The organism is Rathayibacter sp. AY1H2, from assembly GCF_002931985.1.
Taxonomy (GTDB): domain Bacteria; phylum Actinomycetota; class Actinomycetes; order Actinomycetales; family Microbacteriaceae; genus Rathayibacter.
The window spans coordinates 34,970-61,589 of the sequence record NZ_PSUV01000002.1; the positions used below are offsets into that span (position 1 = coordinate 34,970).

Sequence of the window (26,620 nt, forward strand, 5' to 3'; positions counted from 1 at the left end):
GAGGGGTGCGACAGGGCACGCTGTGACCATGAGCGAAGACCACGCCGTCCGAGTCCGCGACCTGCGGAAGGACTACGGGGGCGCTCCGGCGGTCGCGGGAGTCTCCTTCGACATCCACCGGGGCGAGACCTTCGCGCTCCTCGGCCCGAACGGCGCCGGGAAGTCGACGACCATCGAGATCCTCGAGGGCTACCGCGACCGCTCCGGCGGCGAGGTGTCGGTGCTCGGGGTCGACCCGCGCCACGGCGACCTGGCGTGGAAGGCGCGTCTGGGGATCGTCCTGCAGTCCAGCGGCGAGTCCGGCAACGCGACGGTCCGCGAGCAGATCGCGCACTTCGCCAGCCTCTATCCGCGACCGCGCGACGTCGACGAGACCATCGAGGCCGTCGGGCTGACGTCCAAGGCCCGCTCGCGCATCGGGCGCCTCTCCGGCGGCCAGCGCCGCCGTGTCGACGTCGCCCTCGGCATCATCGGCCGTCCCGAGCTGGTGTTCCTCGACGAGCCCACCACGGGATTCGACCCCGAGGCCCGCCACTCCTTCTGGGACCTGATCGCTCTGCTCAAGAGCGAGGGCACGACCATCCTGCTCACCACCCACTACCTCGACGAGGCCGCCCGCCTCGGCGACCGCGCCGCCGTGATCTCCGGCGGGCGGCTCCTGGCCATCGGCCCGATGAGCGCGATCGGAGGGGACGAGGCGCGCGTCCCGATCGTGCAGTGGCGCGAGGACGGCGTGCTGCACCGGCTGCGCACCACCGAGCCCGCCCGGACCGTCGCCGAGCTGCACGCCCGGATCGGGGAGCCGACGGCGCTCGAGGTCGTCCGCCCCAGCCTCGAGGACATCTACCTCGACCTCATCCGCGAGGACCGCGACGCGGTCGACCTGATCGGAGAGCCCGCGTGACCGCCGTCGCCACCCGCCCCCGCACCCTCTCCACTGGCCCGGGACGCACCGTCCGCCTCGGACTCGCCCGCGCCCGCTACGAGATCCGCTCGTACTTCCGCGCTCCGGACCAGGTGTTCTTCACCTTCCTCTTCCCGGTGCTGCTCCTGACGATCTTCTCGGTCGCGTTCGGCGACACCGCGGTGATGCAGGCGAACCCGCAGGACCCGGGCATCCCGATGGCCGAGTACTACGTGCCGGGCCTCGCCGCGGCCGGGATCCTGCTCTCGGGCGTCCAGAACCTGGGCGTCGACATCGCGGTCGAGCGCGGCGACGGCACGCTCAAGCGCCTCGCGGGGGCACCGCTGCCGGTCTTCAGCTACTTCATCGGCAAGTTCGGCCAGGTGCTCGTGACGAGCCTCGCGCAGACGGCCCTGCTGCTCCTCGTCGCGGCGACGGTGTTCTCGGTCGAGCTGCCCACCGACAGCGGGCGCTGGGCGACCTTCGCCTGGGTCTACCTGGCAGGAGTCGCGACGTCGGCCATCCTCGGCATCGCCGTCTCCGCGCTGCCCCGCTCGGGCAAGAGCGCGACCGCCGTGATCGTGCCGCCGCTGCTCGTGCTGCAGTTCATCTCGGGGTCGTACCTGTCGTTCACGACGCTGCCGGACTGGCTGCAGAACACGGCGAGCGTCTTCCCGCTCAAGTGGATCGCGCAGGGCATGCGCGCCGTGTTCCTGCCGAGCGGGTTCGAGGAGGCGGAGGTGAACGGGTCGTGGGACCTCGGCGGCGTCGCGCTGGTGCTCGGTATCTGGCTCGTCGTGGGGCTCGTCGCCTGCCGCTTCGGCTTCCGCTGGATCCGCCGCGACAGCTGAGCCGGAGGAGGCCGCGGCCGGAGGGCGCGCGTCCCCGCGAGCGCGGGGCCTGCGCGCGCAGACCGCGCGGACTCAGACCGCGGTGCCGACCACGACGGGCTCGGGGTGCAGCAGCACGCCGAACTCCGCCAGGACGCGGCCCTGGACGTACCGGGCGAGCTCGGCGACCTGTTCGGCCGTCGCTCCTCCGCGGTTGGTCAGGGCGAGGGTGTGCTTGCTCGACACGGCGGCCCGCGAGCCGGGCAGGGCGAAACCGCGCGAGACGCCGGCGTGCTCGATCAGCCACGCGGCGCTGAGCTTCACCAGGCCGTCGGCGCGGGGAGGCACGGGCAGCCCGACGGGCGCTCCTGCCTCGACCGCGGCGAGCGGGGTGATGACGGGCGCCTCCGCCGTCGGCTCGACCGGCCAGCGCGGCGCCTCGGGCGGCAGGGAGTCGGCGAACGCGCTCGTGACGAGGGGGTTGGTGAAGAAGGAGCCGGCGCTCGCGGTGTCCGGGTCCTCCGGATCGAGGACCATGCCCTTGCCCGCACGCAGCGCCAGCACGGTCTCGCGCACCCGCGCGAGCGGTACGCGGTCGCCGAGCGCGACTCCGAGCGCCGACGCCAGCTGACCGTAGGCGACGGGAGTGCCGTCGCCCTCGGCGCCGACCTCCTCGAGCGCGAACTCGACGGCCAGCACCGCGCCCCGGCGGCCCTGCTTGATCACGGAGGTGCGGTAGGCGAACTGCAGCTCCTCCGCCGTCAGCCGGACGGGCTCGCGGGCGCCCTCGTCGAGGAAGTCGACCGCGACCAGCGTGTCCGAGAGCTCCTGGCCGTAGGCGCCGATGTTCTGCACGGGCGACGCACCGACCGTGCCGGGGATGCCGCTGAGGGCCTCGAGGCCCGCCCAGCCGCGCTCCACGGTCGTCGCGACGAGGCCGTCCCACGACTCGCCCGCCTGGACCCGCAGGAGCACGCGCCCCGGCTCGTCGGAGGGGAGCCGCTCGACGCCGGTGGTGCGCACGCGCACGACCGTGCCCTCGACCCCGTCGTCGCCCACGAGGAGGTTGGAGCCGCCGCCGAGCAGCAGCCACGGCTCGTCGTCCGACCACAGGCCGACGAGCGTCTCGACCAGCTCCGCCTCGGTGGCGGGCTCGACGAGGCGCTCGGCGGGTCCGCCGACGCGGAGGGTGGTCAGGGCGGAGAGCAGCGGCGCGGAGGTCACGCGAGTCGGACCCGTGCCTGGGCCTTGCCGAGGACGGACTGGCCCTCGACCGAGACGGCGAGGTCGACGCGGACCCAGCCCTCCTCGGCGTTCACAGCACCGATCCTGGCGACCACGTCGATCGCGGCGCCGTCGCGCGGGTGCACCACGACGGGGCGGGTGAAGCGCACCTGGTAGTCGACCACGCGTCCGGGGTCCCCGACCCAGTCGACGACGACCTGCACCGCGGTGCCCATCGTGAGCATGCCGTGCGCGAGCACGCCGGGCAGGCCGACCTCGGCGGCGACGTCGTCGCGGTAGTGGATGGGGTTGAAGTCGCCCGAGGCGCCCGCGTAGCGCACCAGGGTGCCGCGGTCGATCGGGAAGCGGCTCTCGGCGACGACCTGGCCGACGCTCAGCTCGGCGAGAGCGGGCAGTGCGGTGCTCATTCGTCTCCCCTGACCACGAGGGTCGAGATCGCGGTGACGACGTGCTCGCCGCTCGCGTCGACCATGCGGGACTCGGTGGTGACCATCGAGTGGGCGCCGAGCTTCTTGATGGCGGCGACCGAGAGGGTCGCGGTCAGCTCGTCGCCGGCGACGACCGGACGGGACAGCACGAAGCGCTGGTCTCCGTGCACGACGCGGCTGAAGTCGATCCTGCCGTCGGGCTCGGCGAGCAGCTGCTGGAGCGTGAACTCCTGCACGACGACGGCGAAGGTGGGCGGAGCGACGAGGTCGGGGTGCCCGGCGGCGCGGGCGGCCTCGACGTCGTGGTGCAGGGGGGAGGTCGCGGAGACGGCGCGGGCGAACTCGCGCACCTTCTCGCGCCCCACCTGGTAGGGCTCCGTGGGCGCGAAGACGCGCCCGACGAGTTCGGGGTTCACTGGCACCCGGCCATACTAGGCGCTGCCGTCGCGGGGCCCTCGGGGCTCCGGAGGCGCCGCCGGTGGTCACCCGGGTATGACCACCGGGAATTTCCCATCCGTGTATGGCTGACCCGTGGCCGAACTTCTCCGAAGCTGGCGGGCATGTCGACACCCACTCCCGAGCGCGACTGGGCGACCTACGCCCGCGAGCTCGGCACCAACATGCACCGGGCCCGCATCGCCAAGGGCGCCAGCCAGGAGCGGATCGCCCACGCGGCCGGGCTCGCGGGCTACACCTACCAGAAGTTCGAGAAGGGCGAGTCGAAGCCCGGCTCGCCTGCGAACCCCACGCTGCACACCCTCCTCGCGCTCTGCGAGGCGCTCGAGATCGAGCTGACGGACCTCCTGCCGCCCGATCCGCCGCGCACCTCACGAGGCGCCGAGTAGCCGGAGCACCGCGCCGGCCAGCCGCGACCCCGAGCTGAGATCGAGGTCGACCTCGCCGAGCCCGTCGGCCTCCAGGCGGAGCCTGTCCTCCCCCGACTCCCCCGGGCGGCATAGGGAGACGTGCACCGTCGCGCCCGCGGCCCCGTCTTGGCCCGCCCAGAGCACCACCGGGACCGAGCTCGCCGCGGAGCGGTGCAGCCGCTCCGCCACTGCGACCAGCTCGTCGTGCTCACCCGTACACCAGCGCGGGCACCCCTCGTCGTTCCTGCCGTCCATCCGCTCCTCCACGTTCCGCACCCCTCGGTCGAGGAGACCAGCCCACCAGGCGGTACCGACACCGAGGGCCCGCCGCGCCCCGATCCCGACCGGGGTGTGGACAGGAGACGGTCGTCCGCCCGTTGTGGAGGAGCGAGGACCAGGGTCCCATACGCAGGTGGTGCCGCCAGGGGTCCGGCACGAAGCACCGGCGCGGTGTCAGCGGTGGACGATCAGCCAGGTCGCGATCGCCGTGGTCGAGCCCGTGTTGACCATGCGGTGCGGCCGCTCGCACGGGAACGTGATGGCGTCGCCCGGCCCGAGGATGACCGACTCGTCCTCGAACTCGACCGTCAGCTCTCCGAGCGTCACCGTCCCCATCTCGAACCCGTCGTGGCGGAGCAGCTGCCGGTGCGCCGTCGAGGTCGAGCCCGGCGGGTAGGTCGACTCGAAGAAGTCGACGGCGTCCAGCGGACGCGGCGCCAGACGGCGGAACAGCACTCCGCCCTCGAGCGCCACGGGCGCCGACTCGCGCGCCCGGACGACCGCGGTCTCGACCGGCGCCGACGCGCCCTGGTCGAACACGGCGGACAGCGGGACCCCCAGCGCGTCCACGAGGGCGATCAGCCGGCCGACCGAGGGCTGCATGGCTCCGCGCTCGATCTGCGAGACGGCGCTCACGGAGATGCCGAGTCGCCCGGCGAGTGCCTTCAGCGACAGGCCCGCCGAGAGCCGCAGCTCCCGCAGCCGGGCGCCGAGTCCGGCCCCGTCCGCGATCGCCCGGGCGGCCGCCTCGTCGGGCGCGGTGTCGTCGGAGGGCATGGCCCGTCCCCTCTCGCGGATCGTCACACAGCCGTAACGGAGCCGAAACGAGCGGCGGCCTCCCGACTCGTAGCGTGGCCCGCGTGAAGTGATCACTTCACTCGGAACGCTCTCCGCGACGCCCCGCCTCCTCGGCCGGACGTCCCGACCACCCTGACACATCCGCTCCGTGCCGCTCTGCGCACGACCGCCCGAGAGGTGGATCCACCCATGTCCGACCGCGTCATCGCACCCCGAGTCACCGCTCCCCCCGTCGATCCGGATCCCGCCGCCGCGGCGAGCGCCGGCTACGACGACCGCCTCTCCAACGAGGACCTCGCCCCGCTCCGGAAGCAGCGCTGGTCGAGCTACAACATCTTCGCGTTCTGGATGTCGGACGTGCACAGCGTCGGCGGGTACGTGACCGCGGGCTCGCTCTTCGCACTGGGCCTGGCCGGCTGGCAGGTGCTCGTCGCCCTGGTGGTGGGCATCGTGATCGTGCAGGTCTTCTGCAACCTCGTCGCCAAGCCCAGCCAGGTCACCGGCGTGCCCTACCCCGTCATCAACCGGGCGATCTTCGGCATCCGCGGCGCGAACATCCCGGCGATCATCCGCGGACTGATCGCGATCGCCTGGTACGGCGTGCAGACCTACCTGGCGGCGCAGTCGCTGAACATCGTCTTCCTCAAGTTCTTCCCGGGCACGGCCGCCCTGAACACGCCCGAGGCGTCGTTCCTCGGCCTCTCGGCCCTGGGCTACCTCTCCTACGCGATCCTCTGGGTCGCGCAGGCCGCGCTGTTCTGGCGGGGCATGGAGTCGATCCGCCGCTTCATCGACTGGGCGGGACCGGCGGTCTACGTGGTGATGCTCGTGCTGGCCGTCTACCTGGTGTCGCAGGCGGGCTGGGAGAACATCTCGCTCACCCTCGGCTCCGGCGAGCCGCTCGACCTCGCCGCCGCGGTGCCGGTGATGATCTCGGCCGTCGCCCTGGTCGTCTCCTACTTCTCGGGCCCGATGCTCAACTTCGGCGACTTCTCCCGGTACGCCCGCAGCTACGGCGCCGTGAAGCGCGGCAACCTGCTCGGCCTCCCGATCAACTTCCTCTTCTTCTCCCTCCTCACCGTGATCACCGCGTCGGCGACCGTGCCGGTCTTCGGCGAGCTGATCACCGACCCGATCGAGACCGTCGAGCGGATCGACACCTGGTTCGCCGTGCTCTTGGGCGGGCTCACGTTCGTCATCGCGACGATCGGCATCAACATCGTCGCCAACTTCATCTCCCCCGCGTTCGACTTCTCGAACGTCAACCCGAAGAAGATCAGCTGGCGGATGGGCGGCATGATCGCCGCCGTCGGCTCGGTGCTGCTCACCCCGTGGAACTGGTACTCGAACGACACCGCCATCCACTACACGCTCGGCATCCTCGGCGCGCTGATCGGACCGCTGTTCGGCGTCCTCATCGCGGGCTACTACCTGATCAGCCGCCAGCGCGTCTGGGTGGACGACCTCTACACGATGAGCGAGAAGGGCCGCTACTGGTTCTCGCGCGGCTTCAACCCCAACGCCGTCTGGGCGACCGTGATCGGCGGAGTCCCCTCCGTCGCCTCGGTGCTCGTGCCGCGCTGGATCGCGGAGGCGGGAGGCGCGGAGTTCACCTGGCTCGGCGACTACAGCTGGTTCCTCGGCTGCGGGCTCGGGTTCGTCACGATGGCTGTGCTCGAGCGGCGCGCGCCGCGGATCGGGCGCCTCGACGAGGACCTCGAGAACGTCAGCGACGGCTCGACCGTCTGATCCGGCCGGCACGGAGGAGGGATCCGCCCCGGCCGCTCCGCATCCCGCGGACCGGCGGCCGGGCGGGCCCCTCCCCCTCCCGGCACCCGAAGCGAGGAACCACCATGCGCATCACCGTCGTCAACCCGAACACCAGCACTGCGATGACCGCGGCGATCGGCCGGGCCGCCCGCTCCGTCGCCTCGCTCGGCACCGACATCACGGCCGTCACCCCGCCGATGGGTCCGGCATCGATCGAGAGCCACTACGACGAGGCGCTCGCCGTGCCCGGCGTCCTGCACGAGATCGCCCGGGCGGAGGCGGCCGGCAGCGACGGCGCGGTCGTCGCGTGCTTCGGCGACCCGGGTGTCGATGCCGCGCGCGAGATCGCGAGCGGCCCGGTCGTGGGGATCGCCGAGGCCGCCATGCACATGGCCGCGCTCGTCGGCCGGGGCTTCAGCGTGGTCACCACGCTCTCGCGCACGAGCGGCCGCGCCTGGGACATCGCCCGCCGCGCCGGGTTCGGCGACGCCTGCCGTCAGGTGCGCGCCTGCGACATCCCCGTGCTCGAACTCGACGCCCCCCGCTCCGACGCCCGCCGCGCGATCCTGGCGGAGTGCGCCGAAGCGCTGGCCGTCGACGGGTCCGACTCGATCGTGCTGGGCTGCGCGGGCATGGCCGACCTGTGCCGCGACCTCTCACGGGAGCTGGGCGTGCCCGTGATCGACGGCGTCGCCTCGGCGGTGCGCCTGGTGGAGGGGCTCGTCGCGATGGGCGTCAGCACCTCGCGGCGCGACGAGTACGCCGCGCCGCGGACGAAGGCGATGGCGGGGCTGCTCGCTCCGTTCGAGCGGGTCTGAGGTTCCACGTCCCGTGCAGTCGGGCGTTCTGCCGGACCCCCGACCCGGACCCACCTGCGAGGATCGGGGGATGAGCGTCCTCCGCGATCTCGGCCTCGGTGCCCGGCTCTTCCTCCGCGGCTTCCGCACCTGGGTCCGCTCGCCGCGGGCGATGCTCCTCGGCGCGATCCCGCCCCTGATCGTCGGTCTGGTCTTCGTCGGCGTGCTGGTCCTGGTGCTCACGCGGGTGCAGGACGCGGTGACCGCGCTCACCCCGTTCGCCGGCGGCTGGGACGAGGGCACGGCCGCCACCGTCCGCCTGGTGCTCTCGATCGCGGTGGTCGGCGCCGTGCTCGCCCTCGGCGTGGTCCTCTTCGCCGCGGTGACCCTGCTGGTCGGCGACCCCTTCTACGAGCGGATCTGGCGGCGGGTCGAGGACGACCTCGGCGGCGTGCCCGACGAGCGCGAGAGCACCTTCTGGCAGGGGGTCGGCCGCGGCCTCCGCGACTCCGCCGTGCTGGTCGCCACCTCCCTCGGGATCGGCGTGGTCCTGGTGCTGCTGGGCCTGGTGCCGCTGGTCGGCTCGATCGTCGGCCTCGTCGCGGGCGCCCTGGTCGGCGGGAGGGCCCTCGCGCTCGAGCTGACCGGGTTCGCGGGCGACGCCCGGGGGCTCTCCCTCCGCGACCGCCGCCGCCTCCTCGGCGAGCACCGCGCGGTCTCGCTCGGCTTCGGCATCGCCGTCTACCTGGCGTTCCTCGTCCCCGGGGGCGCGGTCGTCGCCACCCCCGCCGCGACGGCCGGCGCGACCCTCCTGCTCCGGACCCTGCGGGGCGAGCCGACCGAGCGGCCGGCCGCCTGACACCGCTTGGCCGCCGCCCGGCTCTCCCCTAGACTCGCCGCGTGCGCACGTCGATCCGAAGCCCCTGGTGGCCCGCCTCCTAGGCGGACCGACGCGCAGACCCCTCGCACGCGACCGCCTCCTCCGGGCGGTCGTTCTGCATGTCAGGGCCCGGGTGGGGCACGACCCGATACAAGGACCACGATGACCTCGCTCCTCTCCCGCATCCTCGCCTCCGACGGGACGCTGCCGTTCGCGGTGGTCCTCCGCCAGGGCCGCGACGCCGTCGACGTGTTCACGGGCGACGTGCTCGACGTCGAGGGCCTGGCCGACATCCCGCTCGACGGCGACGACGTGCTGACCCTCGTGCCCTACCGGCAGGTGCGCGAGCGCGGCTTCGCGGCGAAGGACGACGGAGCCCCGCTGCGCAACCTCGTGGTGCGCGAGCGCGAGAGCGTCCCCCTGGCCGAGGTGCTGCGGCTCCTGCCCGAGCGGGAGATCCCGGTCGAGGAGCGCGGCTTCGACGTGCCGGACGACGAGTACGCCGACATCGTCCGCCGGGTGATCGAGGACGAGATCGGCCGCGGCGAGGGCGCCAACTTCGTCATCAACCGCGCCTTCGTCGCGCAGACCGACGCGCCGCCCGTCGAGGCGGTCCTGGCCTGGTTCCGCCGCCTGCTCACCGACGAGTCCGGCGCGTACTGGACCTTCGCGATCCACACCCCCGGCGTCGACGGCGCGCAGACGGTCACCGCCGTCGGCGCGACCCCCGAGCGCCACGTCTCGGTGCGCGACGGCGTCGCGATGATGAACCCGATCAGCGGCACCTTCCGCCACCCCGCGGCCGGACCCACCGGGGAGGAGGTGCTCGCGTTCCTCGCCGACGTCAAGGAGAGCGAGGAGCTCTTCATGGTCGTGGACGAGGAGATGAAGATGATGAGCGCGGTCTGCCCGGACGGCGGACGCATCCTCGGGCCGTTCCTCAAGCAGATGTCGCGGCTCAGCCACACCGAGTACCTGCTCGAGGGCCGCACCGGACTCGACGTGCGCGAGGTCCTGCGGCTGACGATGTTCGCGCCCACGGTCACCGGCTCGCCGATGGAGAACGCGTGCGCCGTGATCGCCGAGTACGAGAAGGAGCCGCGCGGCTACTACTCCGGCGTGCTCGCCCTCTTCGAGCCGGAGGAGCACGGCTACACGGTCGACGCCCCCATCCTCATCCGCACCGCCTACCTCCGCGCGGACGGCCGCCTCACCGTGCCGGCCGGCGCGACGCTCGTGCGCCACTCCACCCCCGAGGGCGAGGTCGCCGAGACGCGGGCGAAGGCGTCGGGCGTCCTCTCCGCCCTGGGCCTGCTGCCGCACCGCGAGGTGCCGCCGGCCATCGACCTGAACGCGCAGCCGGGCGTGCAGGAGGCGCTCGAGGCGCGCAACGAGCGGCTCGCCTCGTTCTGGCTCCGACCCCAGGCGCCCGAGCACATCGCCGGCCTCGCCGGGCACACCGCGCTGATCGTCGACAACGAGGACCAGTTCACGACGATGCTCGCCCACCAGCTGCGCCACCTCGGGATGGACGCCCGGGTCGAGCGCTGGTCGGAGGTCGCCGACGTGCTGAGCGACGACCTCGTCGTCTTCGGCCCCGGCCCGGGCGACCCCCGCGACGAGTCCGAGCCGCGGATCGCGCACCTACGCTCGCTGATGACCACGCGCCTCGAGGCGGAGCGGCCGATGCTCGCCGTCTGCCTCAGCCACCAGATGCTGTCGCTGCTGGCGGGCCTCCCGGTCGAGCCGCTGCCCGCGCCCCGCCAGGGCGTGCGCCTGGCGGTGGACGTGTTCGGCGAGGACGCCGCGATCGGCTTCTACAACACCTTCTCCTCCGTCGCCCCCGGCGTCGCGCGCACGCCCCGGCTGGGGCTCGAGGTCTCGGTCGACCCGGAGACGGGAGTGGTCAACGCCCTGCGCGGCGAGCACGTCGCGTCGGTGCAGGGGCACCTGGAGTCGGTGCTCTCCTCCGACGGCCTGCGCACCCTGGAGCGGCTGGTCCGCACCGCGACCGCCCAGCCCGCGCGCGCATGAGCGGCCTGCGGCTGATCGCGTCGCCCGCCTACCCGGCCGAGCTGCAGGAGGCGGTGGCCGCCGCCGTGCGCGCGGCGGCCGAGGCGGCGCGCGGCTGGTACGGGCGCGGCGACAAGATCGCGGCGGACGAGGCGTCGGTCGCGGCGATGCGCGCCGTGCTGGCCGACGCTCCGTTCGACGGCGTCGTCGTGATCGGCGAGGGCGAGAAGGACGAGGCCCCGATGCTCGCGAACGGCGAGCGCCTCGGCCGCGCCTCCGCTCCCTCCTGCGACGTGGCGGTCGATCCGCTCGACGGCACCCGGCTCACGGCGGAGGGGCTCCCCGGCTCGGTGAGCGTGATCGCGCTCGCCCCGCGCGGCACGCTGTTCGACCCGCGCGACGTGTTCTACATGGACAAGCTGGTCTGCTCTGCAGCGGGCCGGGGCGCCGTCTCGCTCGACCTCCCTCCCGCCGAGAACGCCGCACGGCTGGCGGCGGCGCTCGGGAAGCCCGTCGCGGAGCTGGTCGTCGTCGTGCTCGACAAGCCGCGTCACTCCGGGCTCATCGCGGCTCTGCGCGCGGCCGGGGTCGCGCTCGAGCTGCGCGGCGAGGGCGACGTGTCGGTCGCGATCGAGGCGGCCGATCCCGCGGGCCGCGTCGACCTCGTCCTCGGCATCGGCGGCACCCCGGAGGGAGTGGTCGCCGCCTGCGCCGTCCGCGCCCTCGGCGGGGTCATGGAGGGGCGCCTCGCCCCCCAGACCGCACCGGAGCGCGCCAACGCCCTGGCCGCCGGCCACGACCTCGACCGCCTGCTGACCCTGGAGGACCTGGTCTCCTCGGACGACGTGCTCTTCGCGGGCTGCGCGGTCTGAGACCTCTCCCACGGGCAGGACCTCGCCCGGGAACGCCGAAGGCCCCGGCTCGACGCGCGAACCGGGGCCTTCTCGCTGTAGCGGGAGCGGGACTTGAACCCGCGACACCACGATTATGAGCCGTGTGCTCTAACCACCTGAGCTACCCCGCCGCGCGTTCTTCGCAGGCCTGGCCTGCGGGGAACGGAGCCCCCTGTGGGAATCGGACCCACTACCTCTTCCTTACCAAGGAAGTGCTCTACCAATGAGCTAAGGGGGCGCACCTGCGGGTCTGACAGCCCCTCTCGGGGCGTGCCCGCGATTTGGCACCGTTAGACGATAGCACCTCCGCGGAGCGTCGATGACCGCGGGGGACGCGCCCCCGCGGCCGCCCGTCTGCGGCTACGCCCGGCTCGCCTCGTCGAGCGCGGCGAGCTCCTCGGCGCTCAGCTCGAGGGAGGCCGAGGCGATCAGCGCCGGCAGCTGCTCCATCACGCGGGCGCTGGCGATCGGCGCGACCACTCCGGGCTGCGAGCGGAGCCACGCGAGCGCCACCGTCGCCACCTCGGCGCCGTGCGCCTCCGCCGCCGCATCGAGCGCCGCCAGCACCCGGCGGCCGCGGCCGTCGAGGTAGCGGGAGGCGCCGTCGGCGCGCGGACCCTCGGGCGTCGATCCGTCGCGGTACTTGCCGGTCAGGAATCCTGACGCCAGGGCGGAGTAGGGGACGAAGGCCAGCCCCGCCTCGCGGGCGAGGGGCAGCAGGTCGGCCTCGATCCCGCGCTCCACGAGGTTGTAGTGCGGCTGCAGCGCGACGGGCGCGTGCAGGCCCTCCTCGCCCGCGATGCGCAGCCACTCCGCGACGCGCTCGGCGCTGAAGTTCGACACTCCGATCGCGCGGACCAGGCCCTGGTCCACGAGCTCGGAGAACACGGCGGCGATGTCGGCCATCGGCACGGCCTCGTCGTCGAAGTGGGCGTAGTAGAGGTCGATCCGGTCGGTCGCGAGGCGCTCGAGGGAGGCGCGGGCGGCCGCGCGCACGGTGTCGGGCGCGAGGCCGGTGAACTGCGGGTGGCGGCCCGCCTTCGTCGCGATCACCACGTCGTCCCGGTCCCCCGAGCGCTGCGCGAGCCACTCGCCGATGATCGTCTCGGACTCGCCGCCCGTGTTGCCCGGGACCCAGGCGGAGTAGGCGTCGGCGGTGTCGATGAAGTCGCCGCCCGCGGCCGTGTAGCCGTCGAGGACGTCGAAGGAGGTCTGCCGCCCCGCGGTCCAGCCGAAGACGTTGCCGCCGAGGGAGAGCGGGAAGACGTCGATGCCGGAGTCGCCGAGCGGCGAGCGGGTGACGGAGGAGGAGGATGCGCTGTCGATGCTCATCCCCCGATTCAAGACCCGCTCCCCGCCGTGATCGATCCCCCTCCCGCGCATGCGCGGCAAGGACTCAGGCTCTCAGCGCCGCGGGTAGTCGGCGTAGGCGAAGCGCGTCGAGTCCGGCGCCCAGCCGGAGACGTTGATCGTCCCCTGCCCGCCGTGGAGGCGCTCCAGCACGCGGCCGGGCTCGAGCGTCGCGCGCCCGGGGAGGTCGAGCAGCCGCAGCTCGACGTCGACGTTCTCGGGGTGCCCGGCCGTCCCCTCCGGATAGGCGAGGTAGAGCAGGTGAGCGCCGTCGGGCGACTCGTGCGGGAACCAGTCGACCGTGCCCGACTCGACCAGGCGGGAGAGCGCGGAGCCGTCGAGGCCGATCCGGAACAGCTGCGCACCTCCTCCGGCCCGCTCGGAGTTGAAGACGAGGGTGCGGCCGTCAGCCGAGACGTCGACGCCGTCGTCCGCCGGCTCGTCGTCGGTCAGGGCGGTGAGCGCGCCTCCTCCGGCCGGCATCGTGTACACGTCGGTCCGCCACCGCCCGGAGGCGTCGCCGCCGCCGATCAGCGCGAGGGTCGCGCCGTCGGGCGAGACGCCGTGCAGGTAGTGCTTGAAGCGCGCGCCCTCGCGCTCGGCGGTCAGGCGGCGGGCGGGGGCGGAGCCGTCGAGCTCGACCGCGTAGAGGTGCCCGTCGCGCGCCGAGACGTAGGCGAGCCCGCCGGACGGGGCGAGCACGTGGTCGTTGTTGAGCTCGGCCGGCACCCCGTCGAGCGGGATCGGCTCGAGCACGGGCGTCCCCTCGAGCGGCAGTCGGAAGAGGCCGCCGTCGCCGTTCACGATCAGGGCGGAGCCGTCCGGAGTCCAGTTCGGCGCCTCCACGAGGACGGAGTCGGACTCGAAGACGGTCGTCGACTCCCCCGTCGCGAGGTCGTGGACGCGGAGTCGGCAGAGCTGGTCGGGGAGGAGCGAGCGGGCCATGCTCCCCACGGTAGGGCCCTGGCGGACCACGACGGGGCCGTCAAGCCTCCGCGCACTCAGGTTCCGCGGGAGGGCGCTCCGATATTCTTGACCGACGTATGCGCTGGGTACACCTTGGGAGGAACATGTGATGCTCCTCATCCTCGTGATCTCGTTCGCGATCGCCGTGGTGACCCCCTGGCTGGTGGACCGGTTCGGGCCGAAGACGTTCTACGCGCTGGCGCTGATCCCGGCCGCGAGCTTCGTCGCCACCGCGACCGCCCTGCCGACGATCCTCGACGGCGGCGAGATCCGCGAGTCCGTGCCGTGGATCCCCGCGCTCGACATCGCCCTCTCCTTCCGCCTGGACGCGCTCTCGATCGTCCTCGCCCTCGTGGTCAGCGGAGTCGGCGCCCTGGTCCTCGCCTACTGCGCGACGTACTTCAGCCGCGACGAGCCCTCGCTGGGCCGGTTCGCAGCGCTCCTGTCCGCGTTCGCCGGAGTGATGTACGGGCTGGTCACGGCCGACGACGTGATCATCCTCTTCGTCTTCTGGGAGGCGACGAGCGTCCTCTCCTACCTCCTCATCGGCCACTACAGCGGGCGCAAGGAGAGCCGGGGTGCCGGTCTCCAGGCGCTCCTGGTCACGACTCTCGGCGGGCTGGCGATGCTGGTCGGGATCATCGTCCTGATCGTGCAGGCCGGTACCACCAGCCTCTCCGGGATCGTCGCCGCCGCCCCCTCCGGCCCGATCGTGTCGACGGCGCTGGTGCTGGTGCTGCTCGGCGCGTTCTCGAAGTCGGCCCTGGTGCCGTTCCACTTCTGGCTGCCGGCCGCGATGGCCGCTCCCACCCCGGTCAGCGCCTACCTGCACGCCGCCGCGATGGTGAAGGCGGGCATCTACCTCGTCGCGCGCCTCGCGCCGGGCTTCGCCGACGACTCCGTCTGGCTGCCCGTGGTGGTGAGCGTCGGAGTCTGGACCATGCTCGTCGGCGGCTGGCGCTCGCTCCGGCAGTACGACCTCAAGCTCGTGCTGGCCTACGGCACCGTCAGCCAGCTCGGCTTCCTGACCGTCGCCGTCGGCTTCGGATCGCGCGACGCCGCGCTGGCCGGACTGACCCTGCTCGTCGCCCACGCTCTCTTCAAGGCGCTGCTCTTCCTCACCGTCGGCATCGTCGACCACCGCGCCGGCACGCGCGACCTCCGCAAGCTCAGCGGCCTGGGACGGCAGGCGCCGGTGCTCGCGGGCGCCGCCCTCGTCGGCGTGCTGTCGATGGCGGGCATCCCGCCGCTGCTGGGCTTCGTCGCCAAGGAGGCCGTGTTCACGAGCCTGATCTCGGCGATCGAGCAGGGCTCGTTCTGGGCCTGGGTCGCGCTGCTCGGCCTCGTCCTCGGCTCGATCCTCACCGTGGCCTACTCCGCGCGCTTCTTCTGGGGCGCCTTCGCCCGCAAGAAGGGGCTCGAGGACACGCACCTGCACGCCGAGCCGTGGACCTTCACCGCCGCCCCGGTGCTGCTGGCCGCCGCCAGCATGATCGGCGGGATCGCCGCCTCCGTGCTCGACCCGCTCGTCGCCGTCTACGCGGACACCCTCCCCTACGCCGCCCCGGACGCCGACCCGGAGCTCGCCGCCGCCGCGGAGGCCTCCGACCACGGCGGCTACCACCTCGCGCTCTGGCACGGCTTCGAGCCCGCGCTGGCACTCAGCGCCCTCGTGATCGCCGTCGGACTCCTGCTCTTCGCCAAGCGCGTCGCCGTCGCGCGCGCCCAGTCGATGCTGCCCAACCGGATCGACTCGGCCGAGGGCTACTGGGCCACCGTCCGCTGGCTCGACCGAGTCGCCAGCACGGTCACCGAGTCCGTCCAGCGCGGCTCGCTCCCCCGCTACCTGACGGTGATCTTCGCGGTCTTCGTCCTCGGCGTCGGCGGTGCGGCCGCCCTCAACCGCACCTGGCCGGGCGATCTCGTCTTCTGGGACAGCCCGGGCCAGCTCGCGGTCGCGGCCGTGATGATCCTCGCGGCGGTGCTGTGCGCGATCGCCCGCAACCGGGTCGCCGCCGTGCTGCTGGCCGGCGCCACCGGCTACGGGATGGTGGCCCTCTTCGCCCTCCAGGGTGCACCGGACCTCGCCCTCACCCAGGCGCTGATCGAGACGGTGACCCTCGTGGTCTTCGTCCTGGTGCTGCGCCGCCTCCCGACCCGCATCGCCGCGAAGCACCAGCCGATGCGCAAGCGCCTGCGCGCCGTCATCGGCATCGCGGTCGGAGCGGTCATGGCCCTCGCCGCCACCATCGCCCTCGGCGCCCGGACCGCGACGCCGATCTCGGCCGAGCTGCCCCGCCTCGCCTACGAGGAGGGCAAGGGCCGCAACATCGTCAACGTCCTGCTCGTCGACATCCGCGCCTGGGACACGATGGGCGAGATCTCGGTCCTCGTCGTGGTCGCCACCGGCGTCGCGAGCCTGATCTTCCTCTCCAGCCGGGCCGGAGGCGCTCCCCGCCTCGAGTCGCAGAGCGCCGACGACCGCCGCGAGCGCGCGATGGACCTGACCGCCTCCTCCGCCGACGCCGAGCGCGACGGCGACCGCGGCTCCTGGCTCGTCGCCGGGCGCACGCTCCGGCCGGAGAACCGCTCGATCGTGCTCGAGGTGCTGGTGCGCCTGCTCTTCCACCCCGCGATGATCGTGTCGGTCTACCTGCTCTTCACCGGACACAACACCCCGGGCGGAGGCTTCGCGGGCGGCCTGCTCGCCGGTCTCGCCCTCGTCGCGCGCTACCTCGCCGGCGGCCGCTTCGAGCTCGGCGAGGCCGCGCCGATCGACGCGGGCAAGGTCCTCGGACTCGGCCTCTTCTTCGCCGTCGGCACCGCCGTCTCCTCCCTCGCCTTCGGCCTCCAGGTCCTCGAGTCGAGCTGGCTCGACCTCGAGGTGCCGGTGCTGGGCGAGCTCCACCTGGGCACGTCCACCCTCTTCGACATCGGGGTGTACCTGATCGTGATCGGCCTCGCCCTCGACATCCTCCGCAGCCTCGGCGGCGAGGTCGACCGCCACGGCGAGGAGGCCGAGCAGGGCTCCCCCTCGGGCGACGGCGTCACGCACTCGACGGACAGCACCCCCGGCCCCGGCCAGGGCACGGTCGACGGGCTCGAGACCTCGCTCCCCACCGGCTCCACGGTCGTCGGCGGACCGGGCAGGGGGGACGGCGCATGAGCATCACCCTCGTCCTCGTCGTCGTGATGGCGGTGATGTACGCGGCGGGCGTCTACCAGATGCTCGAGCGCAGCCTCACCCGCATCCTGATCGGGTTCCTGCTCGTCGGGAACGCGACCAACATCCTCATCCTGCTGATGGCCGGCCGCTCGGGCATCGCGCCGTTCGTCACCGACGACGGGCGCTCCTACGAGCAGATCGCCGCCGAGATGGCCGACCCGCTGCCGCAGGCGCTGATCCTCACCGCGATCGTGATCACCTTCGGGGTGTCCGCCTTCCTCCTCGCGATGATCTACCGGCGCTGGCGCCTCGCCAACGCCGACCAGGTGGAGGACGACGAGACCGACGCCTCCGTCCGCGAGGACGCGGCGGGCATCTCGGCCCAGACCACCGCCGACGACCGGGCGCTCGACGTCCTGCTCGAGTCCAGCGACGAGGGCACCGCCGCCAAGCACGGGGAGAGCGCCATGACCGACGACAGGAAGGAGGACCGATGAACGCCCTGATCCCGCTCGTCGTCACCCTCCCCCTCCTGGGAGCGGCCGTCGCGCTGATCCTCGGACGCCACCGGCGCGCGCAGATCACCGTGAACATCGTGACGCTCTCGAGCGTTCTGGTGATCTCCTCGGTGATGCTCGTGCTGGTCCTCACCGGCGACGGAGGCGGCAGCGCCGTCTACGTGGGCGGCTGGGAGCCGCCGTGGGGCATCGTGCTGGTCGTCGATCCGCTCGCCGCGCTGATGCTCGTGATCACCTCGATCACCCTGCTGGGCGTCCTGCTGTTCTCGGTCGGCCAGGGCCTCGTCGACGGCAACCGCGAGACGCCGGTCACGATCTTCCACCCGACCTACCTGATCCTCTCGGCGGGCATCCTCAACGCCTTCGTCGCGGGCGACCTGTTCAACCTCTACGTCGGCTTCGAGATCCTGCTGGCCGCGAGCTACGTGCTGATCACCCTGGGCGGCACCGCGCCGCGGATCCGCGCCGGCACGACCTACGTGGTCGTCAGCCTGGTCTCGAGCGTGTTCTTCCTCTCGGCCATCGGCCTGCTCTACGGCGCCACCGGCACGGTCAACATGGCGCAGCTCTCGATCCGCATCGCCGAGCTCCCCGCCGACGTGCAGCTGGTGCTCCACGTGGTGCTGCTGCTCGGCTTCGGGATCAAGGCGGCCGTGTTCCCCCTGTCGTTCTGGCTCCCGGACTCGTACCCCACGGCTCCGGCGCCGGTCACCGCCGTCTTCGCCGGACTCCTCACCAAGGTCGGCGTGTACGCGCTGATCCGCACCGAGACCCTGCTCTTCCCGGGAGGGAGGCTGAGCGAAGTGCTGCTGGTGGTGGCGCTGCTGACGCTGATCGTCGGCATCCTCGGTGCGGTCGCGCAGGCCGACATCAAGCGGATGCTGTCCTTCACGCTGGTCTCGCACATCGGCTACATGGTCTTCGGGATCGCCGTGGGCACCCCGGCCGGCTACGCGGCCACGATCTTCTACGTCATCCACCACATCACCGTGCAGACGACGCTCTTCCTCGCGACCGGCCTGATCGAGCGCGTCGGCGGCACCACCTCGATCCTGCGCCTCGGCGGGCTGCTCAAGGCCTCGCCGCTGCTGGCGCTGCTCTACTTCATCCCCGCGATGAACCTCGGCGGGATCCCGCCGTTCACCGGCTTCCTCGGCAAGGTGGGGCTCTTCGTCGCCGGCACGGAGTCGGCCGTCGACCAGCCGTCGTGGCTGATCTGGGCCGTCATCGCCGCCGGGGCCGTGACCTCACTCCTGACCCTCTACGCCGTCGCGCGCGTCTGGAACATGGTGTTCTGGCGCCGCCAGGAGGAGGTGCCCGGCTACGAGTCCCCCCTGATCGACCAGCTGCAGGAGGACCCCCACGACACGGGCAGCATCCGCACCCGCCACTCGCCGCCGATGATGGTGCTCGCCACCGCGGGGATGGTCGTCGTCGGCGTCGTGCTGACCGTCGGCGCCGGTCCCCTCTACGACGCGAGCGAGCGAGCGGCGAGCGCGGTCGCCGACCCCGCGACCTACATCGCGACCGTCTACCGCGACTCGTCCTTCGGAGAGGAGGGGCCGCGATGAGCCCCCGCCGCCGCGTCGACATCTGGAACCGCGTCGCGATGTTCGTGACCCTCGTCGGGATCTGGGTGCTGCTCTGGGACGACGTCTCGGTGCTGTCGATCGTCACCGGCTTCCTGGTCGCCCTGTTGATCACCCGGGTGTTCTACCTGCCGCCGGTCGAGTTCTCGAACCGCATCAACCCGTGGTTCGTGCTCCTCTTCCTCCTGCGCCTGCTGGCCGACATCGCGGTGGCCTCGGTGCGGGTGTCCTGGCAGATCCTGACCCTGCCGGTCCCGGTGCACAACGCCATCGTCGCCGTGCACCTGCGCAGCCGCTCGGAGGGGATGCTCGTCTGGACGACGGAGGCCGTCTCGCTCGTCCCCGGCTCCCTGGTGATCGACGTGGACCCGAAGCTGAACGTCCTCTACCTGCACGTGCTCGGCGTGACCCACGACGAGGGCGAGCGGATCGACGAGGTGCGCCGGACGGTCCTCCGGACGGAAGCGCGCATCGTCCGGGCCATCGGCTCCCGCGAGGACGTGCAGCGCGTGAATCGGCCGATCGAGGCCGGATCGGGGGTGGTCCGGTGATCGACTGGCTGATCTGGATTCTGGTGCCGGTCTTCGGCGCCGCCTGCCTGCTCGCGCTCGTGCGGATCCTCCGCGGTCCGTCCGTGCTCGACCGGGTCGTCGCGGCCGACGTGCTCGTCGCGGCGATCATCTGCGGGATCGGCGCCGAGATGGCGGTCAACCACCACGCGCGGACCCTGCCCGTCGCGCTCGGGCTCGCGCTGTTCGCCGTCTTCGGGTCGATCAGCGTCGCCAAGTTCATGGCCAACCGCGAGGAGGACTGACATGGACCTGTTCTTCGACGTGCTCACCGCTGTGCTGCTGCTGGTCGGCGCCCTGCTCTCGCTGCTGGCCGCGATCGGCTTGATGCGGTTCGACGACCTGCTCTCCCGGATGCACGCGGGCACGAAGCCGCAGGTGCTCGGACTGATCTGCGTGATGCTCGCGGTCGCCATCCGGAACCCCGGCTTCGCCGCCGCGGGGACCATCGTGCTGGTGATCGGCTTCCAGCTGCTGACCGTGCCCGTCTCGGCGCACATGGTCGGCCGGGCGGCCTACCGGGCCGAGGCCGTCTCTCCCGGGTACCTCGTCGCCGACGAGCTCGCGGAGGCGGTCACCCGCGCCGACGAGCAGGCCCGCGCGACCGGGCCCGAGACCGCCCACGCGTCCGAGGAGCGGGCGCGCACCTCCTCCGCGCCCCCGCCCGAGGACGAGGACGGCCCGGCCGCGACCGCCTAGGCGACGAGGACGAGCTGCACGGCGGAGGCGCCGGTCATGCTGCGCAGCGCGAATCCGCCGATCGCGAGAGTGACGGCGACCAGGCCGCCGACCAGCAGCACCAGCAGCGGCACCACCCACAGCAGCGCCCGTCGGCGTCGGGCTCGGGCCTCGTCCGGCGTCTCATCGATCACCCGTCGACTGTACGGGACGGCGGAGGGCGTGCCCCCGGCGCCCCTGAGCCGCCCGATAAACTCGACCCCATGACCCTGGACTCCGCTCTCTCCGGCGCGCCCGAGAACTCCCCCGGCCCCGACTCCGAGGCCGAGCACCGCCGGGCAGCCGAGTGGTGGCGCACCGCCGTCATCTACCAGATCTACCCGCGCTCCTTCGCGGACGCGGACGGCGACGGCATCGGCGACCTGCCCGGCATCGCCTCGCGCCTCGAGAGCCTCGCCGAGCTCGGCGTCGACGCGATCTGGCTCTCGCCCTTCATGACCTCGCCGCAGAAGGACGCGGGCTACGACGTCGCCGACTACTGCGACGTCGATCCGCTCTTCGGCACCCTCGCCGACTTCGACGCGATGCTCGCCCGCGCTCACGCCCTGGGCATCCGGATCATCGTCGACCTCGTCCCCAACCACTCCTCCAGCGCCCACCGCTGGTTCCAGGAGGCGCTCGCCGCTCCCGCGGGCAGCGCCGAGCGGGCGCGCTACCTGTTCCGTGACGGCCGGGGCGAGTCGGGCGAGCTGCCCCCGAACAACTGGGAGTCGGTCTTCGGCGGCCCCGCGTGGACCCGCGTCATGGAGCCCGACGGCTCGGCCGGCCAGTGGTACCTGCACCTCTTCGACACCTCGCAGCCCGACTTCGACTGGACGAACGAGTGGGTGCGCGAGCGCTTCCGGGAGGTCCTCCGCTTCTGGCTCGACCGCGGCGTCGACGGCTTCCGCGTCGACGTCGCGCACGGGATGATCAAGGCCGAGGGGCTGCCCGACTACACGCCGCCCGCCGACAGCGGGTCGATGGGCGGAGTCGCTCCCGCCGACGGCGAGGAGCCCGCCACCGCCCCCTACTGGGCGCAGGACGGCGTCCACGAGATCTACCGCGACTGGCACTCCCTGCTCGCCGAGTACCCGGACGACCGCGTGCTCTGCGCCGAGGCGTGGGTGCAGCCCCTCTCCAAGCTCGCCCGCTGGGTCCGCCCCGACGAGATGCACCAGGCCTTCAACTTCGCCTACCTCGAGACCCCGTGGAGCGCACCCGCCCTCCGCGACATCATCGACTCCTCCGTCGAGGCCTTCGCCGCCGTCGGCGCCCCGTCGACGTGGGTGCTGTCGAACCACGACGTCGTGCGCCACGCGAGCCGCCTGGCCCTGACGTCCGACAACCCGCAGGGCTACGGCATCGGCCCGCGCACGCCCGGACTCCCCGACCCCGTCCTGGGGCTGCGCCGCGCTCGTGCCGCGACCGCCCTCATGCTCGCGCTCCCCGGCTCCGCCTACGTCTACCAGGGCGAGGAGCTCGGGCTCCCCGAGGCGATCGACCTGCCGGACTCGGCGCGTCAGGACCCGACCTGGTTCCGCACGGGCGGCGAGCGCTACGGCCGTGACGGCTGCCGGGTGCCGATCCCGTGGGAGGCGGACGCACCCGCGTACGGCTTCAGCGGCACCGGCGACTCCTGGCTGCCGCAGCCCGGCGACTGGACGCCGCTCGCGCGCGACCGCCAGCGCGGTGTCGCGGGCTCGACGCTCGAGCTGTACCGGTCCCTGCTCGCGGTGCGCCGCGCCGAGGACCTGGGCTCCGGCGCCGTCGAATGGCTCGAGGGCTACCCGGAGGACGTCGTGGCGTTCCGCAACGGAGCCGTCACGGTGATCGCGAACCTCGGCGAGGCTCCGGTCGAGCTGCCCGTCGGCTCCGTGGTGCTGTCCTCGGAGGAGCTGCACGAGCCGGCGCTGCCCGCCGACACCACGGTCTGGCTGCACGCGGAGTAGCGGGCCGCGGGGTCCGCCCGGCGGCTCCCGCGTCCCGCCGCCGGGTCAGCGCCCGGCGTTGGCCTTGAGCCAGAGGTAGGAGTCGACCTTCGTCACGCCGTCGAGGCGGATCTCGAAGTGCAGGTGCGGGCCGGTCGACATGCCGGTCGTGCCCACCAGGCCGAGGAGCTGACCGACCTTCACCGGGTCGCCCTCGGACACGGCCGCCGAGCCGTGCTGCATGTGCGCGTACACGCTCGAGACGAGCTGCCCGTCGATCTCGTGGTCGACGATCACGTGCACGCCGAGCGAGCCCTCGCCGTCGATGACCGTGCGCACGATGCCGTCGGCGATCGCCTGGATGGGCGAGCCGTCGCCCGGGTTGAAGTCGGTGCCGCCGTGGTTCACCGAGCAGCCCGCGCAGTTGCGGTAGCCGAAGCGGTCGCCCACCGGCACGCCGACGGCGAAGGGCCACTGGATCGACGCGTTCGGGTCGTTCGTGAAGCCGGTGTCGGAGGTGCGGACGATGTCGGCGACGTTGGTCTGCGTCTTGCGCTCCTGCACGCCGAACCCGTCGCGGGCGACCGTCTCGGCGCTGACCTCGCCGGCGACGAACGACTGCGCGCCGCGGCGGGCGTCGGCGCCGAAGGGGGTCGAGAGGCTCTGCGCCTGCACGTCCTCCGCGGTCAGGAGCGATGTGGCCGGCAGAGAGGTCGCCGCCACGATGGCCGCGACGAAGGAGAGGGCGACGAGTCCGCCGACCCGGGCCCGGCGCACGGGCCGGAGCGGCGTCGCGCGCGGTGCGGGGACGGGCGCCGGGGCGCTGCGGACCGAGGCGACGCGGCGCTCCGCCTCGCGCAGCTGCTCCGCCGTGGGAGCCGCGAGGAGGTCGTCGGAGCCGCTCGCCAGCGAGACGTCGGAGGCGAGGGCCAGAGCGCGCTCGCGCTCGCGGAGCTCGCGACGGGAGAGGGGTGGAGTCGATTCGCCGGGGGTCGATGCAGGGGCAGCGGGGGCGGGCGAATCGGGGCTCACGAAATCGATGTCTTCCGTCGGGGGCAAGGGACGAGCGGGCCTCCAGGGAGAGGCACCGCTCGGCTCCGTGAGCGCAGCCTGTGCGAACATCACGAATTTATAAAGGATAACCACGGCCGGCGGGATCCGGCCAGAGGCCGCCGCGCACAGGCGCGATCGGGGCACGACGCGCGGCGAGCCCCGGCGGGATCCTGCGCCGATCCGCCTCTCGGCGCATGGAATCCCTGTCGGCCCGGCCTGGGAGAGCGGTTACACCTCGTCCGCGCGCAGGCGGCGCAGCAGATCCTCCAGCTCGGCGAAGAGAGGATCCGGTGCCGCGATGAGCAGGCCGGAGCCGAAGGGCGCGCCGTCGAGTCCCGCGACCCGCGCGCCCGCCTCCTCGGCGATGAGGGCGCCCGCAGCGAGGTCCCACGGGTTCAGGCCCCGCTCGTAGTACGCGTTCAGCTGCCCGGTGGCCACCGAGCACAGGTCGAGCGCCGCCGAGCCGATGCGGCGGATGTCGCGGACCGAGCCCAGGAGCTCCTGCACCACGGCGCCCTGGCGCATCCGGCGGCCCGCGTCGTAGCCGAAGCCGGTGCCGACCAGCGCGAGCGAGAGGGAGGAGGGAGCCGAGACCTGCAGCGCGACTCCGTCCCGCTCGGCTCCCCCGCCTCGGCTGGCCGTGGTCACCTCGCCCGTCGCTCCGTTCACGACCGCGCCGGCGAGCGCGGTCCAGGTCGCGGGATCCGGCTCCCCCTCCACCACAGCGATGCTGACCGCGTAGGAGGGGATGCCGTAGAGGTAGTTGACGGTCCCGTCGATCGGATCGACGACCCAGGTCAGCCCGCTCGTGCCGCCCCCCGACCCCGACTCCTCGCCGAGGAAGCCGTCGTCCGGACGCGCCTCGGCCAGGCGCCTGCGGATCAGCTCCTCGACCTCCCGGTCCGCGGCCGTCACCACGTCCTCCGGGGACGACTTCGACGCGGCGATCTCGACACCGTCCTGCCGCCGCTGGCGGGCGAGGTGCGCCGCCTCGACGGCGATCGAGCGGGCGATGGCGAGGAGGGGGGCGTTGTCGCTCATGGCCCCAGCCTAGGGATCGGGCCCATCATGGGGGGATGAGCACCCCTATCGCCCTCACCGGAGCCACCGGAGCCGTGGGCGGTCGCGTCGCGCGCGAGCTCGCCGACGCCGGTCACGCCCTCCGCCTGCTGGTCCGCGACCCGTCCCGCGCGCCCGGGCTCCCCGGGGCCGAGGTGGTGCGCTCCTCCTTCGCCGACGCGGGCGACTCGCTCGAGGGCGTGCGCCTCCTCCTGATGGTCTCCGCCTCCGAGAACGAGGAGCGCCGCGCCGAGCACCTCGCGTTCGTCGGTGCAGCCGCCGCCGCGGGTGTCGAGCACGTCGTCTACACCTCCTTCGCCGGAGCCGCACCCGACGCGGTCTTCACCCTCGCCCGAGACCACGCGGCCACCGAGGACGCGATCCGCCGCTCGGGCATGGGCTGGACGTTCCTCCGCGACAACCTCTACCTCGACTTCCTGCCCGCGATGCTCGGCGACGACGGCGCGATCCGCGGACCCGCGGGATCGGGCCGTGCCGCCGTCGTCGCGCGCGAGGACGTGGCCCGCGCCGCCGCCGCGGTCCTCCGCTCCCCCTCCGAGCACCGCGGAGCCGCCTACGAGCTGACCGGGCCCGAGGCCCTCACCCTCGACGAGGTCGCGGCGACCCTGACGGCGGCGGGCCGCCCCGCCGTGTACGTCGACGAGACCCTCGAGGAGGCGTACGCGTCACGCCGCCGCTGGAACGCACCGGGCTGGCAGCTGGACGCCTGGGTCAGCACCTACTCCGCGATCGCCGCCGGACAGCTGGAGCACGTCTCGTCCGACGTCGAGCGGCTGACCGGACGGCCGCCGCTCTCCCTCGCGGCGTTCCTGGAGCAGGAGGCGCGGGGCTGAGGCGACGGCGCGGGCCGGGCCGACAGCGCGGGCCGGGCGACCGCGGAGGCCGGGCCGACGGCGTGCGGGGTGCGACGGGACGAAGACGCCGGGCCCGGCGATCCGCCGGACCGGTGCTCCCCCGGAAAGGCACTCCGCCGGAACGGCGATCCCCCGACATGCGGAACGCCCCGCGCATCTCGTGATGCCGGGGCGTCTGCTGGGTGTTCCTGCTCGGTGGCGAGTGAGGGATTCGAACCCCCGAAGGCTACGCCGTCTGATTTACAGTCAGATCCCTTTGGCCGCTAGGGTAACTCGCCGTGGCGCACCCGACCGCGTGTTCACAACCGGAGGCGCTCAGCAAGGATACCCACGCGACCGGCGGATCGGAAATCGGTGCCGCGAGGCCTCAGTCCGCCTCCGCCGCGTAGCGGGACGCCGCCTCCGCGACCTTCCCCGCGTAGCTCCCGGCCGGGTTGTAGGCCGCGATCGCCGCCCGCCATCCCGACTCCGTCGAGAGGTCGCCGCCGGCGTCGCAGAGGTACCGGGCGGCGGTCACCGCCTGCTGGTCCACGTTCTGCGGATCCCATCCGCTCGACGCCCACGCCATCCACGTCGCGGGGATTATCTGCAGCGGACCCATCGCCCGGTCGACCTCGGCGTCGCCGTCCAGAGCCCCGCCGTCGTTGTCGGGGACCCGGTCGAAGCGCGTTCCGTCCAGGCGCGGACCGTAGATCGGCTCCGTCGGCCGCCCGTCCTCGCCCAGCTCGCCGCCGTCGATCGTGCCGTGCCTGCTCTCGACGTAGCCGATGCCGGCCAGGGTCGCCCAGTCCAACCGGCAGTCGGGGTCGACCGACGCCGTGAGGAGGGCCGTGCCCGCGTAGGCGGTGAGCGCACGCAGCGGGATGCCGCTCCCCTCGGACGCCGAGCCCAGCCACGCCTCGTCGGCGAGCAGTCGCACCGGCGTCGCCGCGGCCTGCTCGGGATCCTCCAGCACGACGGGGTCGGCCGCGACGGGAGCGGTCGCCGCGGGAGGCACGGTGGACAGGCCCTCCTCAAGCGTCAGCGCGGGCGGCCGCTGGCCGCAGCCGGCCAGGAGGAGGCCGGCGAGCGGGACGAGGACGAGAACGGGGAGGCGGCGCACCCCTCAGAGGTACCAGCCGCGC

The 26,620-nt window shown here is 73.1% G+C and carries 27 protein-coding genes and 3 tRNA genes; 16 read left to right on the forward strand and 14 right to left on the reverse strand.

Annotation, left to right across the window (positions count from 1 at the left end; genetic code table 11):
* The first annotated feature begins 28 nt into the window (after window positions 1-28).
* Both C5C29_RS02380 and C5C29_RS02385 read left to right on the forward strand, forming a co-directional pair.
* Window positions 29-904 (forward strand): ABC transporter ATP-binding protein, encoded by an 876-nt coding sequence (locus C5C29_RS02380; protein WP_104223630.1) that lies wholly within the window; start codon window positions 29-31, stop codon window positions 902-904.
* Window positions 901-1,755 carry an ABC transporter permease gene (locus C5C29_RS02385; RefSeq protein WP_104223629.1) on the forward strand — a complete coding sequence of 285 codons (855 nt, stop codon included), beginning with the start codon at window positions 901-903 and terminating at the stop codon, window positions 1,753-1,755. The genes C5C29_RS02380 and C5C29_RS02385 overlap by 4 nt, the downstream gene beginning before the upstream one ends.
* A gap of 72 nt (window positions 1,756-1,827) precedes the next feature.
* Here the strand turns inward: C5C29_RS02385 and C5C29_RS02390 are convergent, their stop codons facing one another.
* The 3 genes from C5C29_RS02390 to C5C29_RS02400 are packed head-to-tail and all read right to left on the reverse strand — an operon-like array spanning window position 1,828 to window position 3,829.
* Window positions 1,828-2,958 (reverse strand): UDP-N-acetylmuramate dehydrogenase, encoded by a 1,131-nt coding sequence (locus C5C29_RS02390; protein ID WP_104223628.1) that lies wholly within the window; start codon window positions 2,956-2,958, stop codon window positions 1,828-1,830.
* On the reverse strand, window positions 2,955-3,386 hold the full coding sequence (locus C5C29_RS02395; protein WP_104223627.1) for a MaoC/PaaZ C-terminal domain-containing protein: 432 nt from the start codon (window positions 3,384-3,386) through the stop codon (window positions 2,955-2,957). The genes C5C29_RS02390 and C5C29_RS02395 overlap by 4 nt, the downstream gene beginning before the upstream one ends.
* Window positions 3,383-3,829 carry a MaoC family dehydratase N-terminal domain-containing protein gene (locus C5C29_RS02400; RefSeq protein WP_104223626.1) on the reverse strand — a complete coding sequence of 149 codons (447 nt, stop codon included), beginning with the start codon at window positions 3,827-3,829 and terminating at the stop codon, window positions 3,383-3,385. The genes C5C29_RS02395 and C5C29_RS02400 overlap by 4 nt, the downstream gene beginning before the upstream one ends.
* A 138-nt stretch (window positions 3,830-3,967) precedes the next feature.
* On the opposite strand from C5C29_RS02400, the gene C5C29_RS02405 reads away from it, so the two are divergent.
* The gene (locus C5C29_RS02405; protein ID WP_104223625.1) at window positions 3,968-4,252 is read left to right on the forward strand and encodes a helix-turn-helix domain-containing protein; all 285 of its coding nucleotides are present in this window, start codon (window positions 3,968-3,970) and stop codon (window positions 4,250-4,252) included.
* Here the strand turns inward: C5C29_RS02405 and C5C29_RS02410 are convergent.
* Together C5C29_RS02410 and C5C29_RS02415 are read right to left on the reverse strand one after the other, a co-directional pair.
* Window positions 4,235-4,528, reverse strand: coding sequence for a DUF6907 domain-containing protein (locus C5C29_RS02410; protein WP_104223624.1), 294 nt, complete (start codon window positions 4,526-4,528; stop codon window positions 4,235-4,237). The genes C5C29_RS02405 and C5C29_RS02410 overlap by 18 nt on opposite strands.
* 198 nt (window positions 4,529-4,726) lie before the next feature.
* On the reverse strand, window positions 4,727-5,329 hold the full coding sequence (locus C5C29_RS02415) for a helix-turn-helix domain-containing protein (protein ID WP_104223623.1): 603 nt from the start codon (window positions 5,327-5,329) through the stop codon (window positions 4,727-4,729).
* A gap of 210 nt (window positions 5,330-5,539) precedes the next feature.
* Between C5C29_RS02415 and C5C29_RS02420 the strand changes: the two genes are divergently transcribed.
* The 5 genes from C5C29_RS02420 to C5C29_RS02440 all read left to right on the forward strand — a co-directional run bounded on the left by C5C29_RS02420 (window position 5,540) and on the right by C5C29_RS02440 (window position 11,682).
* Complete coding sequence (locus C5C29_RS02420; RefSeq protein WP_104223622.1) at window positions 5,540-7,099, forward strand: NCS1 family nucleobase:cation symporter-1; 1,560 nt, start codon at window positions 5,540-5,542, stop codon at window positions 7,097-7,099.
* Between the two features lie 104 nt (window positions 7,100-7,203).
* Window positions 7,204-7,938, forward strand: coding sequence for an aspartate/glutamate racemase family protein (locus tag C5C29_RS02425; RefSeq protein ID WP_104223621.1), 735 nt, complete (start codon window positions 7,204-7,206; stop codon window positions 7,936-7,938).
* Window positions 7,939-8,008: 70 nt separating this feature from the next.
* Window positions 8,009-8,776 carry an EI24 domain-containing protein gene (locus C5C29_RS02430; protein WP_104223620.1) on the forward strand — a complete coding sequence of 256 codons (768 nt, stop codon included), beginning with the start codon at window positions 8,009-8,011 and terminating at the stop codon, window positions 8,774-8,776.
* 183 nt (window positions 8,777-8,959) lie between these two features.
* The gene (locus C5C29_RS02435) at window positions 8,960-10,831 is read left to right on the forward strand and encodes an anthranilate synthase family protein (RefSeq protein ID WP_104223619.1); all 1,872 of its coding nucleotides are present in this window, start codon (window positions 8,960-8,962) and stop codon (window positions 10,829-10,831) included.
* Window positions 10,828-11,682, forward strand: a complete 855-nt coding sequence (locus tag C5C29_RS02440; protein ID WP_104223618.1) for a fructose-bisphosphatase class II family protein — start codon at window positions 10,828-10,830, stop codon at window positions 11,680-11,682. The genes C5C29_RS02435 and C5C29_RS02440 overlap by 4 nt, the downstream gene beginning before the upstream one ends.
* 78 nt (window positions 11,683-11,760) lie before the next feature.
* Here C5C29_RS02440 and C5C29_RS02445 read toward each other — a convergent pair.
* The 4 genes from C5C29_RS02445 to C5C29_RS02460 form a co-directional block, all read right to left on the reverse strand.
* Window positions 11,761-11,834, reverse strand: a tRNA-Met gene (locus C5C29_RS02445).
* 35 nt (window positions 11,835-11,869) lie between these two features.
* Window positions 11,870-11,941, reverse strand: a tRNA-Thr gene (locus tag C5C29_RS02450).
* Window positions 11,942-12,063: 122 nt separating this feature from the next.
* Window positions 12,064-13,035 carry an aldo/keto reductase gene (locus C5C29_RS02455; RefSeq protein WP_104223617.1) on the reverse strand — a complete coding sequence of 324 codons (972 nt, stop codon included), beginning with the start codon at window positions 13,033-13,035 and terminating at the stop codon, window positions 12,064-12,066.
* A 72-nt stretch (window positions 13,036-13,107) separates the two neighbouring features.
* Window positions 13,108-13,998 (reverse strand): PD40 domain-containing protein, encoded by an 891-nt coding sequence (locus C5C29_RS02460; RefSeq protein WP_104223616.1) that lies wholly within the window; start codon window positions 13,996-13,998, stop codon window positions 13,108-13,110.
* A gap of 130 nt (window positions 13,999-14,128) precedes the next feature.
* Here C5C29_RS02460 and C5C29_RS02465 point away from each other — a divergent pair, with 130 nt between their 5' ends.
* The 6 genes from C5C29_RS02465 to mnhG are packed head-to-tail and all read left to right on the forward strand — an operon-like array spanning window position 14,129 to window position 20,560.
* Entirely contained in the window at window positions 14,129-17,185 is a 3,057-nt protein-coding gene (locus C5C29_RS02465; RefSeq protein WP_104223615.1) for a Na+/H+ antiporter subunit A, read from the forward strand.
* Entirely contained in the window at window positions 17,182-17,682 is a 501-nt protein-coding gene (locus C5C29_RS02470; RefSeq protein ID WP_104223614.1) for a Na(+)/H(+) antiporter subunit C, read from the forward strand. Before C5C29_RS02465 ends, C5C29_RS02470 begins: the two co-directional genes overlap by 4 nt.
* Window positions 17,679-19,274, forward strand: a complete 1,596-nt coding sequence (locus C5C29_RS02475) for a Na+/H+ antiporter subunit D (protein WP_104223613.1) — start codon at window positions 17,679-17,681, stop codon at window positions 19,272-19,274. The genes C5C29_RS02470 and C5C29_RS02475 overlap by 4 nt, the downstream gene beginning before the upstream one ends.
* A complete protein-coding gene (locus C5C29_RS02480; RefSeq protein WP_104223612.1) occupies window positions 19,271-19,843 on the forward strand; it encodes a Na+/H+ antiporter subunit E in 573 nt (190 codons plus the stop codon). The genes C5C29_RS02475 and C5C29_RS02480 overlap by 4 nt, the downstream gene beginning before the upstream one ends.
* Entirely contained in the window at window positions 19,840-20,106 is a 267-nt protein-coding gene (locus tag C5C29_RS02485; protein WP_308470855.1) for a monovalent cation/H+ antiporter complex subunit F, read from the forward strand. Before C5C29_RS02480 ends, C5C29_RS02485 begins: the two co-directional genes overlap by 4 nt.
* Before the next feature lies 1 nt (window position 20,107).
* Window positions 20,108-20,560, forward strand: a complete 453-nt coding sequence (gene mnhG / locus C5C29_RS02490) for a monovalent cation/H(+) antiporter subunit G (RefSeq protein ID WP_244229587.1) — start codon at window positions 20,108-20,110, stop codon at window positions 20,558-20,560.
* Here mnhG and C5C29_RS16975 read toward each other — a convergent pair.
* A complete protein-coding gene (locus C5C29_RS16975) occupies window positions 20,557-20,733 on the reverse strand; it encodes a hypothetical protein (RefSeq protein ID WP_159939698.1) in 177 nt (58 codons plus the stop codon). The two genes, mnhG and C5C29_RS16975, sit on opposite strands and share 4 nt — an antisense overlap.
* Before the next feature lie 69 nt (window positions 20,734-20,802).
* Here C5C29_RS16975 and C5C29_RS02495 point away from each other — a divergent pair, with 69 nt between their 5' ends.
* A complete protein-coding gene (locus C5C29_RS02495; protein ID WP_104223611.1) occupies window positions 20,803-22,530 on the forward strand; it encodes a glycoside hydrolase family 13 protein in 1,728 nt (575 codons plus the stop codon).
* Window positions 22,531-22,575: 45 nt separating this feature from the next.
* On the opposite strand, the gene C5C29_RS02500 is transcribed toward C5C29_RS02495, so the two are convergent.
* A complete protein-coding gene (locus tag C5C29_RS02500; protein WP_181074939.1) occupies window positions 22,576-23,541 on the reverse strand; it encodes a M23 family metallopeptidase in 966 nt (321 codons plus the stop codon).
* Between the two features lie 249 nt (window positions 23,542-23,790).
* On the reverse strand, window positions 23,791-24,603 hold the full coding sequence (locus tag C5C29_RS02505; protein WP_104223609.1) for an inositol monophosphatase family protein: 813 nt from the start codon (window positions 24,601-24,603) through the stop codon (window positions 23,791-23,793).
* Between the two features lie 35 nt (window positions 24,604-24,638).
* On the opposite strand from C5C29_RS02505, the gene C5C29_RS02510 reads away from it, so the two are divergent.
* Complete coding sequence (locus C5C29_RS02510) at window positions 24,639-25,475, forward strand: NAD(P)H-binding protein (RefSeq protein WP_104223608.1); 837 nt, start codon at window positions 24,639-24,641, stop codon at window positions 25,473-25,475.
* Between the two features lie 217 nt (window positions 25,476-25,692).
* Here the strand turns inward: C5C29_RS02510 and C5C29_RS02515 are convergent.
* Window positions 25,693-25,774: transfer RNA gene (locus tag C5C29_RS02515), tRNA-Tyr, on the reverse strand.
* Between the two features lie 89 nt (window positions 25,775-25,863).
* Window positions 25,864-26,598, reverse strand: coding sequence for a hypothetical protein (locus C5C29_RS02520; protein ID WP_104223607.1), 735 nt, complete (start codon window positions 26,596-26,598; stop codon window positions 25,864-25,866).
* Window positions 26,599-26,620: the final 22 nt, after the last annotated feature.